At 60.5% G+C, this 13,994-nt stretch carries 14 protein-coding genes; 7 read left to right on the forward strand and 7 right to left on the reverse strand.

Translation table 11 applies throughout. From position 1 onward, the window contains the following. The first annotated feature begins 24 nt into the window (after nucleotides 1-24). Both VGU25_12725 and VGU25_12730 read left to right on the forward strand, forming a co-directional pair. Entirely contained in the window at nucleotides 25-534 is a 510-nt protein-coding gene (locus VGU25_12725) for a hypothetical protein (protein HEV2578067.1), read from the forward strand. Nucleotides 535-724: 190 nt separating this feature from the next. Beyond that, nucleotides 725-1,666 (forward strand): rhomboid family intramembrane serine protease, encoded by a 942-nt coding sequence (locus VGU25_12730; GenBank protein ID HEV2578068.1) that lies wholly within the window; start codon nucleotides 725-727, stop codon nucleotides 1,664-1,666. Between the two features lie 110 nt (nucleotides 1,667-1,776). Here VGU25_12730 and VGU25_12735 read toward each other — a convergent pair whose 3' ends face one another. The 3 genes from VGU25_12735 to VGU25_12745 all read right to left on the reverse strand — a co-directional run bounded on the left by VGU25_12735 (nucleotide 1,777) and on the right by VGU25_12745 (nucleotide 4,359). Continuing rightward, complete coding sequence (locus VGU25_12735) at nucleotides 1,777-2,184, reverse strand: helix-turn-helix transcriptional regulator (protein HEV2578069.1); 408 nt, start codon at nucleotides 2,182-2,184, stop codon at nucleotides 1,777-1,779. A 125-nt stretch (nucleotides 2,185-2,309) separates the two neighbouring features. Further along, nucleotides 2,310-3,059, reverse strand: coding sequence for a 3-oxoacyl-[acyl-carrier-protein] reductase (gene fabG, locus VGU25_12740; GenBank protein ID HEV2578070.1), 750 nt, complete (start codon nucleotides 3,057-3,059; stop codon nucleotides 2,310-2,312). 376 nt (nucleotides 3,060-3,435) lie between these two features. Further along, a complete protein-coding gene (locus VGU25_12745) occupies nucleotides 3,436-4,359 on the reverse strand; it encodes an AraC family transcriptional regulator (GenBank protein ID HEV2578071.1) in 924 nt (307 codons plus the stop codon). A gap of 157 nt (nucleotides 4,360-4,516) precedes the next feature. Here VGU25_12745 and VGU25_12750 point away from each other — a divergent pair, with 157 nt between their 5' ends. The 4 genes from VGU25_12750 to VGU25_12765 all read left to right on the forward strand — a co-directional run bounded on the left by VGU25_12750 (nucleotide 4,517) and on the right by VGU25_12765 (nucleotide 9,223). After that, nucleotides 4,517-5,497 carry an aldo/keto reductase gene (locus VGU25_12750; protein HEV2578072.1) on the forward strand — a complete coding sequence of 327 codons (981 nt, stop codon included), beginning with the start codon at nucleotides 4,517-4,519 and terminating at the stop codon, nucleotides 5,495-5,497. A gap of 318 nt (nucleotides 5,498-5,815) precedes the next feature. Further along, nucleotides 5,816-6,997, forward strand: a complete 1,182-nt coding sequence (gene alaC / locus VGU25_12755; GenBank protein ID HEV2578073.1) for an alanine transaminase — start codon at nucleotides 5,816-5,818, stop codon at nucleotides 6,995-6,997. A gap of 134 nt (nucleotides 6,998-7,131) precedes the next feature. Then, nucleotides 7,132-8,733 carry an FAD-dependent thymidylate synthase gene (locus VGU25_12760; protein HEV2578074.1) on the forward strand — a complete coding sequence of 534 codons (1,602 nt, stop codon included), beginning with the start codon at nucleotides 7,132-7,134 and terminating at the stop codon, nucleotides 8,731-8,733. A gap of 64 nt (nucleotides 8,734-8,797) precedes the next feature. Further along, nucleotides 8,798-9,223, forward strand: a complete 426-nt coding sequence (locus VGU25_12765) for a GxxExxY protein (GenBank protein HEV2578075.1) — start codon at nucleotides 8,798-8,800, stop codon at nucleotides 9,221-9,223. A gap of 105 nt (nucleotides 9,224-9,328) precedes the next feature. On the opposite strand, the gene VGU25_12770 is transcribed toward VGU25_12765, so the two are convergent. Beyond that, nucleotides 9,329-9,808 carry an SET domain-containing protein-lysine N-methyltransferase gene (locus VGU25_12770; GenBank protein HEV2578076.1) on the reverse strand — a complete coding sequence of 160 codons (480 nt, stop codon included), beginning with the start codon at nucleotides 9,806-9,808 and terminating at the stop codon, nucleotides 9,329-9,331. Between the two features lie 116 nt (nucleotides 9,809-9,924). Here VGU25_12770 and VGU25_12775 point away from each other — a divergent pair, with 116 nt between their 5' ends. Then, nucleotides 9,925-10,794 carry a tetratricopeptide repeat protein gene (locus VGU25_12775; protein ID HEV2578077.1) on the forward strand — a complete coding sequence of 290 codons (870 nt, stop codon included), beginning with the start codon at nucleotides 9,925-9,927 and terminating at the stop codon, nucleotides 10,792-10,794. A gap of 50 nt (nucleotides 10,795-10,844) precedes the next feature. Here the strand turns inward: VGU25_12775 and VGU25_12780 are convergent, their stop codons facing one another. Genes VGU25_12780 through VGU25_12790 form a run of 3 tightly spaced genes read right to left on the reverse strand, consistent with a single transcriptional unit; the run spans nucleotide 10,845 to nucleotide 13,958 of the window. Further along, the gene (locus VGU25_12780) at nucleotides 10,845-11,372 is read right to left on the reverse strand and encodes a hypothetical protein (protein ID HEV2578078.1); all 528 of its coding nucleotides are present in this window, start codon (nucleotides 11,370-11,372) and stop codon (nucleotides 10,845-10,847) included. 56 nt (nucleotides 11,373-11,428) lie between these two features. After that, complete coding sequence (locus tag VGU25_12785; protein HEV2578079.1) at nucleotides 11,429-11,890, reverse strand: cytochrome c-type biogenesis protein CcmH; 462 nt, start codon at nucleotides 11,888-11,890, stop codon at nucleotides 11,429-11,431. Continuing rightward, entirely contained in the window at nucleotides 11,883-13,958 is a 2,076-nt protein-coding gene (locus VGU25_12790) for a heme lyase CcmF/NrfE family subunit (GenBank protein HEV2578080.1), read from the reverse strand. Before VGU25_12790 ends, VGU25_12785 begins: the two co-directional genes overlap by 8 nt. Between the last annotated feature and the right edge of the window lie 36 nt (nucleotides 13,959-13,994).

A 13,994-nucleotide genomic window follows, 5' to 3' on the forward strand; every position in this document is an offset into this window, starting at 1 on the left:
TAAAATCAAGATTGCGTAAAAGAAATGCCGACTCTTTCCCGACATCCCCTCCAAGACGCGCATACCCCCTGCACAGACCAGGTCATCGGCCACATCCTTTCGGGATGGCGCTATGACATCTCCGGCACGCCTGCAGGACTGCGCGGCGACTACGAGGCCCACCTTCACGGCTGCGCGCACTGCCGCGGGAAGCAGCGGATTCACCGTATGGTCGATCTGCTGCTGCTGGCCGTAACCACCATGGCTTGCGTGGCCTTCTTCCTCGCAGCGGTGGTTGTCCACCGGCTGGAGAACATTCGACACCTGGCCAGCAGCGTGCATCTGCACCTGGGAACGGACCGCGCTCTGCTCCTGGCTCATGTTCCGCAGAGCATCACCATCAGTCTGGAAGCCGTGGCAGTCTCCGGTGTGATCTTCTCGCTTCTGCTGTGGGCCCTGGTGCTCATGACCACGCCCGTCCCCGGCATGGTCTCCGCAATGCTCCGTGAGCATGTGTCGCCCGAACTCCGCGACCGCCTCTGGAAACAAGCGTAAAGAAACAGACAATAGAGAACAGGATAGTAGAGCACCACTACCGTGGCGTTCCTTCGCGTCGTCTGGGTGCAGGGCGAACTCGTTCGCTGGGGTGACTTGGCGCCCTTTGCGTCAAAGCCTTCGTTCGTTTCTACCCTCTTATTCTCTTCCTCCGCTATGATGTGATTGATTCCGCTCCTTGAGAGTCTTTTTGTCCTCGAATCCTCAAAACCCTGATGTCGTGTACGCGCAGGGACATGCGCATGAGCCGGCCTCCGCCGTCGCCGCGCGAGCCGGTGAAGTGACGCGGGGTGGCGGCCCGCAGGTGCGCAAGCGCCCGTGGCCCTCGCTGATTGCGGCTTACCCTGCCACGTCGATCCTGATGGCGATTAACCTCCTGGTCTTCGCGGCGATGTTTCGCTGGAGCCCGATCATCCCTCTCTGGAAGGCGCATCAGTTCGGCTCAATTCTGACCGCTCAGTTTGACGGCAACGTCTTGTACTACTTCGGCGGATGCGATGACTGGGTGGCCATCGGCGGCGGCCAGTGGTGGCGGCTGGTCACGGCCTGCTTTGTCCACGCCAGCATCCTGCACATCGCTACCAACCTGTGGTGCCTCTGGAACCTCGGCTTGTTCGGCGAGCCGCTGCTTGGCCGGTGGGGCCTCGCCTGGGTTTACCTTCTCACCGGCGTCACCGGGAATCTGCTGTCCGCTGCGGCGAGCATCATCACGCGCACCGACGCGATCGCCGTGGGCGCATCCGGCGCGATCTTCGGCATTGCCGGCATCCTGATTGTTCTGCTCTCGAACCGCAAGCTCAACCTCCCCTGGGAAGAGCTGAAGAACCTCCGGCGGCAGGTCATCCTGTTTGCGGTGATTAACCTGGCGCTGGGCATTGCGCCGCAGTTCTCGCCCTCCCTGACTGCGGCCGAGTGGGCCAAGCTGCACGTGAACCCCGGCAACATTCCGCACATCGACAACTCAGCCCACCTCGGTGGCCTGCTGAGCGGGCTGGCGCTGGGAGTTCCGCTGCTGCCGAAGATGACCACCGGTAAAGCCAGCTATCGTGCCCGGCAGCGGGCTACGTTCGCGGCTGCGGCGCTGATCCTGTCGCTGGTCGGATATGCCCTGTCCAGGTACGCGAGAGGCTGAAAAGGCCAAAAATTGAGCCCTCAAAAGTGCGCAAATACGCACTTTTTATACGTGTAAATGCCTCAAAATTGAATCATCGTCCCGCGACTATTCCACGAAGAATCAAAGACTTACTCAAAGCTCGTGGACACCGTAGCGGCGAATTTGCGGACCATGGCCAGCAGGAGCCGGCGGTCGCTTTCGGTGAGATTTGCAGCATAGCGCTGCACCTGCGTGAGGAAACGAATCTCGTCCTCGCTCAACGAAAACCCCGGGACGTCGCGAACTGGATCTTCAGAAAAGAAATGACTTAGAGATATGTCCAGGGCGGCTGCGATCTTTTGCAACGTCTCCAGCGAGGGCACCGTATGACCGTTTTCCACACGCGAAAGGTAGCAGCGAAGCAGGCCCGTGCGCTTCTCAATATCACCTTGGGACAGCCCTTTTTGCAGACGGAACCCGCGAATGGTCACCCCAATATTAATCGGCTCAGGAACCGTAAAAGCCGCAGTTTCAGAGAGCGGCAGAGCTGTGTGCATGTTTGCCATTAGCCGTAAAGTAACCACCGAAGGTAGTGGTGGCAAGGGGAATCTTCTATATCTTTCTTTGACTGTACCAATTCGGATTCGTTAGGTTTGTGAGTCGTTGATATCAGGGAACCTAGCTAACCCATGTACATTCCGCCGTTGACGTCGAGCGTGTGACCGGTGATATAGGCCGCGGCGTCGGAGGCGAGGAAGGTGACGGCGGAGGCGATGTCGTCCACCGTACCGTAGCGGCCGAGCGGGACCTGCGCGAGGATTCCCGAGCGCTGGTCGTCGGTGAGGGCGTCGGTCATGGCGGTGGAGATGAAGCCGGGGGCGACGGCGTTGACGGTGATGTTGCGGGAGGCGAACTCGCGGGCGAGGGACTTGGTAAGGCCGATGAGGCCGGCTTTGGACGCGGCGTAGTTGACCTGGCCGGCGGCGCCGGTCTCGCCGACGACGGACGTGATGTTGATCACGCGGCCCCAGCGGGCTTTCATCATGCTGCTGATGACAGCCTGGGTGAGGAGGAAGCTACCGGTGAGGTTGGCGCGGAGGATGTCATCGAAGTCTGCGAGCTTCATGCGAAGGGCGAGGCCGTCGCGGGTGATGCCGGCGTTGTTGACGAGGATGTGGCAGGCGCCGAGGTCGGCAAGGACGGCTTTGGCGCAGGACTTGATGGAGTCCTCGGAGGTGACGTCGAGGGCGAAGGCTTTGGCGGTGCCTCCGGTGGAGGTGATTTCAGAGGCCAGCGATTCCAGTTTGTCTGTGCTCCGCGCCGCGACAGCTACCGTGGCGCCATGTTTCGCGAGATCGAGGGCGATGGCGCGACCGATGCCCTGGGAGGCTCCGGTGACGAGCGCGACTTTGCCGGTGAGGTCAGTGGCCATGAGTTCTCCTGCAGTGATGTCCTTCGGTATTAGAGCATTGTCGCAATCATTCGAAGGTATGCAATGAGCTTACCGCCGGAGATGTGCGATGGCCCTATTCCGGCAGGACCTCGAAGAAGAGCGATCGCCACACTGCGAGGAAGGTGAGGGAAACTCGCAGTTGCTAAGCTGAGGCACCGAGTATTTGAGTTAGTGGCGAAAAGCGCGCTTCCGGGTAACTATCCTCTGGCCTATTGCAGGCACAGTCGACGAGTGATTTGGTCTGTCTTTGCCAAGTGAGATCTGGAATCGCTGGTGATAAAGGAAACACAAGCCGCCTCAGGGGGGACTAGTGAATACCAGGCACCGCGATAACAACGCCAACGAAGTCCCCCGCTCACACAGACGCACGCAATGCGTGCACATCGCGCATTGGTGGCTTTCCGAAGAAACGCTTATACTCCCGATTGAACTGGCTTGGGCTCTCGTATCCAACCTCAAAGGCCGCGCTCGCCGCATCGAGTTCGTCTGTGAGCATTTTCTGCCGTGCCGCATGGAGCCGAAGCTGTTTCTGAAACTGAAGAGGGCTCATTGCGGTGAGAGTTCGGAAGTGATGATGCATGGTCGATCTGCTCATCCCCGCCAATGTGGCTAGCTCATCCACGTTAAGCGGCCTCTTAAAGTTTTCACGCAACCAGGTAACGGCCTTTGCGGTTCTGTAGTCGTGGTCCGCGAGCGTTGCAACCGAACGCAGTCGATCTCCCTGCGAGCTTTGCAGAATCCGGTAGATAATCTCCCGTTGGAGCAGTTTGCCCAGGAATGGAACGTCCTGGGGAGTGGCGAGAATCTCGACCATACGTATACATGGCGTGAGCAGTTCTACCGTTGTATTGCCAAGACTCATGCCGCGCGTTCCAACAGACGGAGGAGGGATGCGTACCTCTTCAGAATGGAGAACGTCGCGAACCATCCCCATATCAAGTTTGAGAAATAAGGCCAGGTACGGCTTCTCCGCACTTGCGGCGCACACGCGGCTGACGACTGGAAGTTCGATCGATGTGACGAGGAAGGTTGATCCGCCGAATTCATAGCTCTGCTTGCCCAGATCTACGCGCTTCCTGCCTTGCGCAATGACAAGGAGGCTCGGCTCATAGGTGCAGGGATTCGGCGCAGTCGGAGCAGTATTTTGGTAGAGCGTGAGCCCGAGAAGCGGCGTTGACAACTGGGGGGATCGACCGAGTGCTTTGGTAATCGCCCCACTCAGCTCCTTTAGTCGTTGTGCGATGGGGGAACTCTCGTTCTGCTCCAATTTCTCAGGCATTACTCTCTTCTCCCTGGCACATCTAAACATAAGACAGCAGACAAGAGCTTGGCCATATATAGAAGCGTCTCCGGCCGAATAGGCAATGATTTCAGTCGATCAGGCTACCGCTGTGGCAGCCCCTCCGCTTAGCGTTGAATTGGAAAGGGATTTTGACATGAAGACACGCAAACTGGGAGCGCTGGAAGTATCAGAGCTTGGGTTCGGCTGCATGAATCTGGCCACAAACTACGGCCCTGCAGCCCCCATTGACGAGGCGATCAAGGTCATCCGTGAGGCTCACGCCAACGGCATTACGTTCTTCGATACGGCTGAAGTGTACGGCCCGTACACAAGCGAAACAATTGTTGGCGGAGCGGTTGAATCGTTCCGCCACGAGGTGAAGATCGCCACGAAGTTCGGCTTTGACCTTACCGAGAAGGGCGGTCTAAACAGTCGCCCTGAGCACATCAAGTGGATGGTGAACGGATGCCTCAAGCGTCTGCGGACGGACTACATCGACCTGTTCTACCAGCATCGGGTGGATCCGAGCGTGCCGATCGAGGACGTCGCTGGTGCGGTGAGGGAGCTTATCGAGGACGGCAAGGTGTTGCACTTTGGGCTTTCGGAAGCGAGCCCGAACACCATCCGCAAGGCACACGCGGTTCAGCCCGTTGCTGCACTTCAGACAGAGTATTCGCTTATGAACCGCGACCCAGAAGAGAACGGCTTGCTCGCCACCTGTGAGGAGTTGGGAATCGGCTTCGTGCCGTGGGGACCAATAGGCATGGGCTACCTGACGCAGAGACTTGATGCGAAGACCAGTTTTGATCCGAAATCGGATCTGCGTTCTGGATTCGATCGTTTCCAGCCACAAAGCATTGCCGCGAACAAGCCATTCGTCGATCGCATTACCGAGCTGGCGAAAAAGAAAGGCGCAACGACGGCGCAGCTATCGCTCGCATGGTTGCTGGCCAAAAAGCCGTTCATCGTCCCAATCCCCGGCACGAGCAAGGTCACGCACCTTCAGGAGAACATCAAAGCAACCAACCTTGAACTGACCGCGGAAGACCTGAAAGAGATTGACCTTGCTGTGTCCGAGTTCAAGGTTCATGGCGGCCGTATGAACGAAGAACAGATGAAGGTGGTCGAGTCCTAGAGAAGCCGTCACAAGCGCCCTTATCGTCAGCTACCAATTTTCACTTGGCGCAAAATCGCCAAGTCGCTCATCAAGGCGGCGTTTAGTACAGACAAGTCGGCTTCTCATCAGCAATACGCCCTTCCGAGTTGAGCTGTGGGTAGACTTGCTCCATGACCTTTCGGAGCCGCGCTGGGCCAGCCGAAGCCCACCCCTGCCGAGGCGCAGCATACGTGCGACAAGGGGATTCCGATTGGTGAAAGCCCTTTCGAATGTTTCATGCGGTTCGGAGCGCGCGCATTATTGAATAGTCAAGGTAAAAAGTAAGCAGAGGAAAGCATGAAAGAGTTTAGAAGACTGCAGCGGCTGCCGGCGTATGTGTTCAACATAACGACGGAGTTGAAGGCAGCGGCACGCAAGCGCGGCGAAGACATTATCGACTTCGGGATGGGGAATCCTGATGGCGCGACACCGAAGCATATTGTGGACAAGCTGATTGAGGCTTCGCTGAAGACGAGAACGCACCGCTATTCGCTGTCGAAGGGCGTTCCGCGGCTGCGGCGGGCGATTTGTAATTGGTACAGGAACAGGTATGGGGTGGATCTGGATCCGGAGACTGAGGCGATTGTGACGATCGGGTCGAAGGAAGGGATTGCGCACTTGTGCCTGGCGCTGCTGGACGATGAGGACACGGTGGCGGTGCCGAATCCGAGCTATCCGATTCATATCTTTGGGCCGGTGATTGCTGGATCGAAGGTACAGAGCATTACGGTGGACGGGATGGACCAGGCTTCGTTGCTGGAGAAGCTGGATCATGATCTGCGCAGGATGGAACCAAGGCCGAAGATTCTGATCCTGAATTTTCCGGCGAATCCCACGACGCAGTGTGTGGACCTGCCGTTCTTCGAGAAGGTGGTGGAGCTTTGCAAGGAGCTGGGAATCTACCTTGTGCACGACCTGGCTTATGCGGATTTGACCTTTGATGGGTATAAGGCTCCGAGCGTGATGCAGGTTCCCGGCGCGAAGGATATTGCGGTGGAGTTCTTTACGCTGTCGAAGAGCTACAACATGCCGGGTTGGCGTGTGGGATTCATGGTGGGGAATAAGGAGTTGGTGGCGGCGCTGGCGCGGATCAAGAGCTACTTCGACTATGGGACGTTTACACCGATCCAGGTGGCTTCGATTGCAGCGCTGGAGGGGCCGCAGGATTGTGTGCGTGAGATTGTGGAGAACTACAGGCACCGGCGCGACGTGCTGGTGCCGGGGTTGAACAAGCTTGGGTGGCCGGTCGAGATGCCGAAGGCCACGATGTTTGCGTGGGCGCGGATTCCGGAGCAATACCGGAAGCTGGGTTCGATTGAGTTTTCGAAGAAGCTGCTGCTGGAGGCTAAGGTGGCGGTGAGCCCTGGGGTTGGGTTTGGAGAACACGGCGATGGCCATGTGCGGTTTTCGCTGATTGAGAACGAGGAGAGGACACGGCAGGCGCTGCGCGGGATCAAGCAGATGTTCAAGGCTGGTTGAAGGCTATCTGTGGGACTCGTTGAGGAAGTCGGCTTCTCGTCGGAGATCGATAGGTCAGGGGGGTCTGGCGGGGCGGCTGTCTGAGAAACTGACCAGATTCCAACACGGGCTGGGCGCGGTATTCTTGTGCGGACATGTCTTCCCCTGCCGCCGCCCCTGACCTGCCCCAGACCTCGACAACTGAACCGAAGCCGGGTGCTGAAAGCACGACCGAAGTGTATGCGATCCATGGAGCGGAGCCGGAGGTGCTGGCGTATGCGATGGCGAGGTACTCGCGGTCGGCGCTGACCATGCGGGAGTCGCTGGTGGAGATCAGCTCGCAGAAGGCTGAGCAGTTTCTGAACACGTTTTATTTCCAGTATGGGCACAGGTCGATCGCGGACCTGGCGCATATTCCGTTTGCGGTGGAGAAGCTGTCGCTGCTGGCAGCGATCACGCTGGTGGATGAGACCAGGTGGGACGGGCAGGAGCGGTCTACTCGATATCAAAATTTTCGGCAGAGCGGGTGGTGCACTCCGGAACTGAGCAAGGGAGCGCGCAAGCAGTACACGGCGGCGGTTGAAGCGCTGTTCAAGGCGTACGAAGAGATTGGGATGGGGATGTTTGCGGCGCTGGCGCAGGCGATTCCGCAGCCAAGCGAGATGAAGAGCGAGACGTATGCGCGGACGCTGAAGGCGCGGGCGTTTGATGCGGCGCGGTACCTGCTGCCGCTGGCGACGAACACGTCGCTGGGACAGATTGTGAATGCGCGCACGCTGGAGACGCAGGTGTCGCGGCTGCTGTCGAGTGAGTTTGCGGAGATTCGCGAGTTGGGCGGGAAGCTGCGTGCGGCGGCGAGCGATCCGGCGTGGAACGTGCTGCGCGACCGACTGGAGGAGATGGCCGGAGAAGGTGTTGTTGATCCGGCAGCGACGCAGGAGATTCTGCAGGTGTTGATGCCTCCGGTGAAGGCCGCGCCGACGCTGGTGAAGTATGCGGAGGCGAGTGAGTACGCGATTGAGAGTCGCAAGGAGCTGGCGCAGGCTGCGCGGGAGTTGATGGGCGATGCTCCGGTGTATCCGGCGCCGGTGGTCGATCTGCTGGATGATGACGAGGACATTGAGGTCGAGATTGCGACGTCGTTGCTGTATCCGCACTGTCATTACTCGTACAGGCAGTTGCGCGGGGCGGTGGCGGCGCTGAGTGAGGCTCGGCGGAATGAGATTCTGAAGCTGGGCACGGCGCACCGCGGGCGGCATGATGAACTGCTTCGCGCGTTCAGCGCGGGGCATGGGTTCAGGTTCGACATTTTGATGGATGTGGGCGGGTTCCGCGATATGCATCGGCACCGGCGGTGCGTGCAGTTGATGCAGGCGTTCAGCGATGTGCATGGGTATGACGAGCCGGTGTGTCCGGGGCAGCCAACGCTGGAAGAGGCCGGGCTGGCGGACAAATACAAGAGCGCGATGGATGCGGCGCGGGTGGCGTATCGCGAATTGTGCGATTCCGATGAACCTGAGGCAAAGCAGAGCGCGCAGTATCTGCTGCCGCTGGGCACGCGATGCAGGGCGCTGTTCAAGATGGATTTTGCAGAGGCGCTGTATATCTCGGAGCTGAGGTCAGGGGTGGCGGGGCACTTCAGCTATCGGCGCGTGGCGTGGGAGATGTATCGCGCGATCGCGGTGAAACATCCGGCGCTGGCAGAGATGTTCCGGGTGCAGGATGTGAATGTGCCGGTGGATCTGTTGAAGCGGTAATGCTTGGCAGAAGCTTTGACGCTAAGGGCGCAAAGGTGCGGGAAGGTTCGCCACGGCGGTTGGGGTGGGGCCACGGCAGTTGGGGTGGGATGAGGGTGATGTGGGGCCTGAAGAGCTGAATGGGTTGGCGAAGCGAGTGCTGGATGCGGCGTTTCGCGTGCACTCGGCGCTTGCGCCTGGGCTGCTGGAGAGCGCATATTGCGCGTGTCTTGTCTTTGAATTGGCGCAGTCTGGATTAGAGATCAAGACGGAAGTGCCGGTTCCGGTGGTGTATCAGGGTGTGAAGCTGGCGGATGTTGGGTACAGGATTGACATTCTTGTGGCAGGTGAGCTGGTGGTTGAGGTGAAGTCGATCGAGACGGTCGCTCCGGTACACCTGTCGCAGCTGATCTCGTATTTGAAGTTGTCGGATCGGAGACTCGGTTTGCTGATCAACTTCAATGTCGAGCGGCTGCGGGATGGGATTTTTCGGCGAGTGAATGGATTTTGAGGTCGGCTCGGCTGAGAAGCTTTGACGCTAAGGACGCAAAGGTGCGCGGAGGTTCGCCACGGCCGCCTATGGTGAAAGGCAGGATGAAGCGATGAGTCGCCAGCGTTACTTGCTCTTTGCGGCTTTGCGTTTGGCGAGGCGTGCGCGGCGTTTGAGTTCGTCGTCGGAGAACATGGTGCGGCGGCATTGCGGGGCGCCGCAGTAGCAGTCGGCGTTGTCGTCGTCGGAGTCGTGGAGGTTGTACTCGTAGACGAGCTCTTCGCCGGCGGCGATGTTGCGGATGGCCTTGATGTAGACGCGGCCTTTGTCCTCTTCGGTCTCGCAGTTGGGCGTGCAGGAGTGGTTGACGAACATGGCGGCGGAGAAGCCGTCGATGACGTCGTCGGTGCCCTCGATGGAGAAGAGGTAGGTGACGGGCTTGTCGGCGTAGCGGTCGTCGGCGACGGTCTTGGGGATGCGAGGGCCGTCGTACTCGAGGATGCGGCGGCCGCGGGGGATGGGGTCGAGGGTGGTGACGCCGGCGGCGTGGATGGCGGAAGAGCGGATGAGAAGGCGGGGTGTGGCGGGGGCTGCAGGCCGAGGCATGGGGTGGAGTATAGCAAGGTAGAGAGTAGAGGTTAGAGAGTAGAGGGTAGAGACTGCGGAGTTGTCGCGGGGCGAGGTCGCGTGCCAGCGGGGAGGGATTGTCGTCTAATAGAGGTATGAGGCGATTGTGGCTGGCGGTGTGCGTGGCGGGGCTGGGAGTGGGCGTGGCGTGCGCGCAGACGCCCGCAAGCCAGGCGAACACCCCGCAGTGGCAGCAGACGCCGGAGGGACGGCCTGCGTCGCCGCAGCCAAATGTGACCTGCTCGGGAGGGGCGACGAAGGGCCCTGACGGAAAGTGGACGACGGCGAGCGACTGTGGGCCGGCGCAGGACAAGCCGGTGCCGTCGAATGCGGCGCAACAATTTCCGTATCCGGGCGAGACGGAGACTCCGAAGCCGGCGACGCAGACGCCGAGTGCTCCGGACGCGCAGCAGACGCCTAAGAGTCCGGCGCAGCAGTTTCCGTTTCCGGGAGATGACGCGCAGGGATCGTCTTCATCTTCGTCGTCACCGGGTGCAGGCGATGTGAAGCCGGCGCCGCCGGGTGGGTTGCAGGATGCCGGGAGCTCGGGTGCGAGCAGTAGTTCGAGTTCGAGCTCGTCGGGGTACTCGAGCTCAGGTGCGGATCAGCCGTCGGGTTCGCCGGACGAGGATGATGAGGGAGTGCCGACGAAGACGCGGGCGAGCCGTAAGAGACCGTCGGAGCCAGTGGTGACGAGCTCGCAACGATTTGCTGAGGATATGCAGGTGGCCGGGTTCTACCAGAACGACGGCAACTTCATGGGCGCGTATATGCGGGCCAAGGATGCGGTGTCGCTGGATGCGAATGATCCGGATGCGCACCTGGCGCTGGCAGAGGCCGCGCGAAAGCTGGGCAAGCTGGATGAGGCGGAGCAGAACTACAAGAAGTGCCTGCAGCTTGATCCGGTGCCGAAGACGAAGAGAGCGGCGCAGGCGGCGCTGAAGGAGATGACCGGCGGGGGGTAGTTGTAAGTTCTAAGTTGTAAGTTCTTAGCGCGACTGAGGATCGACAATTCTCAGGGGTAGGGGCGGCGCAGGAACGCGGGTGGGTGCTCGGGCATGGGACGTTGAGGTTTTGTAGCCGCTTTCGAGGGAGACTTGCGCGACGTTGGGGTGGCGGGAGACGCGGTCTCCGGCGGGGCCTCTGCGAGATCGTCTTCGACGTTGAGATAGCGGCGGATGTAGCGGAGCGGTTCTTCCGCGAGCGACATCTCGCGGAGGTGATAGCGCCAGGCATCCTTGCGGGCGCTGCGGCGGATGAAGGGCTTGCGGTGGACCATCTGTACGGAGCCGTCCGGCATACGGCGAGCGAAGGTGCGGGACGGGACCTGGAAGGTGATCTCGGCGCCGGGCTTCCAGAAGGCGATGGCGAACTCGTGGGAGAAGAGCAGGGCGTAGTACTGGCGGTGCTGCTCCAGCGCAGCGATGGCGTCCTCGTGGGAGGTCCAGGGGAGGGCGAGGCGAGTGGTGTACCAGCGGCGGAATTCGAATCCGTTGGCCCGGGCCCTACCAATGACGATCGTGAGCAACTCTGAACGCGTCATGGAACGCGAACAAGAGTAACAGGAAAAAGTGACTAATGGGTAATCGTCCGGGTGACCTAGTATGTAGTCTCCCGGCGGATGCGATCCCGAACTGTGTCGTCGACTGGCGATGGCGGACCGTCCGATGGGCCTCTGGGTGAACGGCGGCGCCAGAGGTGGATGAGGAAGACGACGATTGCGATGCCCAGAAGGAGAGCCGCGAAGGGAACGATCCAGGCGACGATGTCGAAGCCGCCGCGAAGAGGAGCGGCGAGTACTGTGGGCCCGTACTTTGCGACAAACCAGTTCAGCACGCCGGGGTCGGGAAGGCCAGTAGCAATTTCGGTACGGAGTTCGGTGATCTCGCGGTCGGAGTCTGGGCAGCCGACGTGATTGCACTCGAGCAGGACCTGGCCGCAGCCGCAGACGCACATGAGCTTGTGGCCGAGGGCGTCAAAGCGCGAGGAGGGTCCGCCGGCGCCGAGCATGGGGACGGCGAGGACGCAGAGCAGCGCGACGTGGAGGAGGCGCTTACGCATGGACGACTTCGCGGCGCTCTGCGTCAGCTTTGGACGATAAAGCCGCTGTGGAAGACGGGGCGCGGGGTTTCAGTGGCGGGACGAGAGCGATGGCGGTGCCGAAGATGACGATGGCGACGCCGATCCAGATCCAGTTGACGAGCGGGTTGAGGAAGACCTTGATGATCGGCTTGTCCGTCTCGGGGTTGCGGCCTTCGAAGACGACGTAGATGTCGCGGGCGAGGGTGGAGTGGATGGCGACGCGTGTTTCGTACTCCTGGCTGGCGTTGTAGAAGCGGCGCTCGGGGGTGAGCTGCGTAATCTTCTTGCCGTTGTGGAGGACGTCGAGGAGAGCGAAGTCGGTGTCGTAGTTGGGGTTCGAGTCTTGCGAGTAGGACTGGCAGACGAACTTGTACGAGCCGATCTGGAGGGAGTCGCCGAAGGACATCTCGAGCTCGCGCGATTGGTTGAAGGCCGAGCCGGCGACGCCGATGAACAGGACAACGATGCCGAAGTGGATGATGTATCCACCGTAGCGGCGAGTGTTGCGACGCGTGAGGAGAATCGCGGAGGACAGGAGATTTTTGCTGGTCTGGTTGCGGATGACGTTGGCGCCGCGAAGGAACTCGGTGACGATGGCGGTGATGACGCCGGCGGCGAGTGAGAAGCAGACGAGCGAGTAGATGGCGCCGGTGGATCCGTCGGCTTCGTTCCAGGGGCGCAGGCCGGTGATCATGAGAACGATCGCGCTGACGATGATGGCGAGGCAGGGAAGGAGCACGTTCCGGCGGATGGAGCGCAACGAGGTGGCGCGCCAGGCGAGGAGGGGGCCGACTCCGGTAAGGAAGATGAGGAAGAGGCCGATGGGAACGGCGACGCGGTTGTAGAACGGCGGCCCCATGGTGACCTTGGAACCTTGCACGTACTCGCTGAGGATGGGGAAGAGTGTGCCCCAGAGGATGGTGAAGCAGGCGGTGAGAAGGACGAGATTGTTGAAGAGGAAACTGGATTCGCGCGAGACGAGAGACTCGAGCTTGTTTTCGGCCTTGAGGTGATCGCGCTGGCGCAGGAAGGTGAAGAGGCAGACGATGAAGACGATCAGAAGGAAGGCGTAGAACCAGTTGCCGATGTTGCTTTCGGCGAACGCGTGGACGGAGCTGACGACGCCGGAGCGTGTGAGCAACGTGCCGAGGATTGAGAGCATGAACGTGGCGAAGATGAGCCAGACGTTCCAGATCTTCATCATGCCGCGCTTCTCCTGCATCATGACGGAGTGAAGGAAGGCGGTGCCCGCGAGCCAAGGCATGAGCGAGGCGTTTTCGACGGGGTCCCAGCCCCAGTAGCCGCCCCAGCCGAGCACGGCGTAGGCCCAGTGCATACCGAGGCAGATGCCGCAGGTGAGGAAGAGCCAGGTGACCATCGTCCAGCGGCGGGTGATGTGAATCCATTTTTCGCCGGGGTAGCGCATCATGAGCGCGCCGAGCGCGAAGGCGAAGGGCACGGAGAAACCAACGTATCCGAGATAGAGCATCGGGGGATGGATGACCATCTCGGGATATTGGAGGAGTGGGTTCAGGCCGAAGCCGTCGGCGCGCAGCGGACCGGGTGCGATGGCGAAGGGCGGCGCGGCGAAGACGAGCAGGAGAAGGAAAAAGACCTGGATGGCGCTGAGGATCGTTGAGGCGTAGGCGTGCAGGGTGACGTCGGCTTTGTCGCGGATGCGCATGACGAAGCCGTAGGCAGAGAGCAGCCAGGCCCAGAGGAGGAGAGAGCCTTCCTGGCCGGACCAGAGCGCGGAGAACTTGTAGACCGGGTTGAGGTCGCGGTTGGTGTGGTGGAGGATGTAGTCGACGGAGAAGTCGTTGGTGAAGGCGGCCCAGATGAGCGCGAAGGCGGCGCAGGAGATGACGATGAAGCTGGCGATGCCGGCGCGGCGCGAGGTCTCGCGGAGGGCTTCGGGGGAGAGGGCCAGCGGGCGGCCCGTTGCCAATGCGCGCAAGGAGATAGCTCCGCTGAACAGCGTATAGACGCAGAACATGAGAGCGAACAGGAGTGAGAGGCTGCCGAAGGACGGCATGGGGTGCAGCATCGGGAACGGGTGTCCTCGGTGTCTATTTTCTCAGAT

The organism is Acidobacteriaceae bacterium, assembly GCA_035944135.1.
GTDB lineage: Bacteria > Acidobacteriota > Terriglobia > Terriglobales > Acidobacteriaceae > Granulicella.

Coding starts and splice junctions, on each gene's coding strand:
- VGU25_12780 (HEV2578078.1), bottom strand. CDS start 11,372: ATGACGCGTTCAGAGTTGCTCACGATCGTCATTGGTAGGGCCCGGGCC.
- alaC (HEV2578073.1), top strand. CDS start 5,816: ATGAAAGAGTTTAGAAGACTGCAGCGGCTGCCGGCGTATGTGTTCAAC.
- fabG (HEV2578070.1), bottom strand. CDS start 3,059: ATGGCCACTGACCTCACCGGCAAAGTCGCGCTCGTCACCGGAGCCTCC.
- VGU25_12770 (HEV2578076.1), bottom strand. CDS start 9,808: ATGCCTCGGCCTGCAGCCCCCGCCACACCCCGCCTTCTCATCCGCTCT.
- VGU25_12735 (HEV2578069.1), bottom strand. CDS start 2,184: ATGCACACAGCTCTGCCGCTCTCTGAAACTGCGGCTTTTACGGTTCCT.
- VGU25_12745 (HEV2578071.1), bottom strand. CDS start 4,359: ATGCCTGAGAAATTGGAGCAGAACGAGAGTTCCCCCATCGCACAACGA.
- VGU25_12725 (HEV2578067.1), top strand. CDS start 25: ATGCCGACTCTTTCCCGACATCCCCTCCAAGACGCGCATACCCCCTGC.
- VGU25_12775 (HEV2578077.1), top strand. CDS start 9,925: ATGAGGCGATTGTGGCTGGCGGTGTGCGTGGCGGGGCTGGGAGTGGGC.
- VGU25_12760 (HEV2578074.1), top strand. CDS start 7,132: ATGTCTTCCCCTGCCGCCGCCCCTGACCTGCCCCAGACCTCGACAACT.
- VGU25_12785 (HEV2578079.1), bottom strand. CDS start 11,890: ATGCGTAAGCGCCTCCTCCACGTCGCGCTGCTCTGCGTCCTCGCCGTC.
- VGU25_12790 (HEV2578080.1), bottom strand. CDS start 13,958: ATGCTGCACCCCATGCCGTCCTTCGGCAGCCTCTCACTCCTGTTCGCT.
- VGU25_12750 (HEV2578072.1), top strand. CDS start 4,517: ATGAAGACACGCAAACTGGGAGCGCTGGAAGTATCAGAGCTTGGGTTC.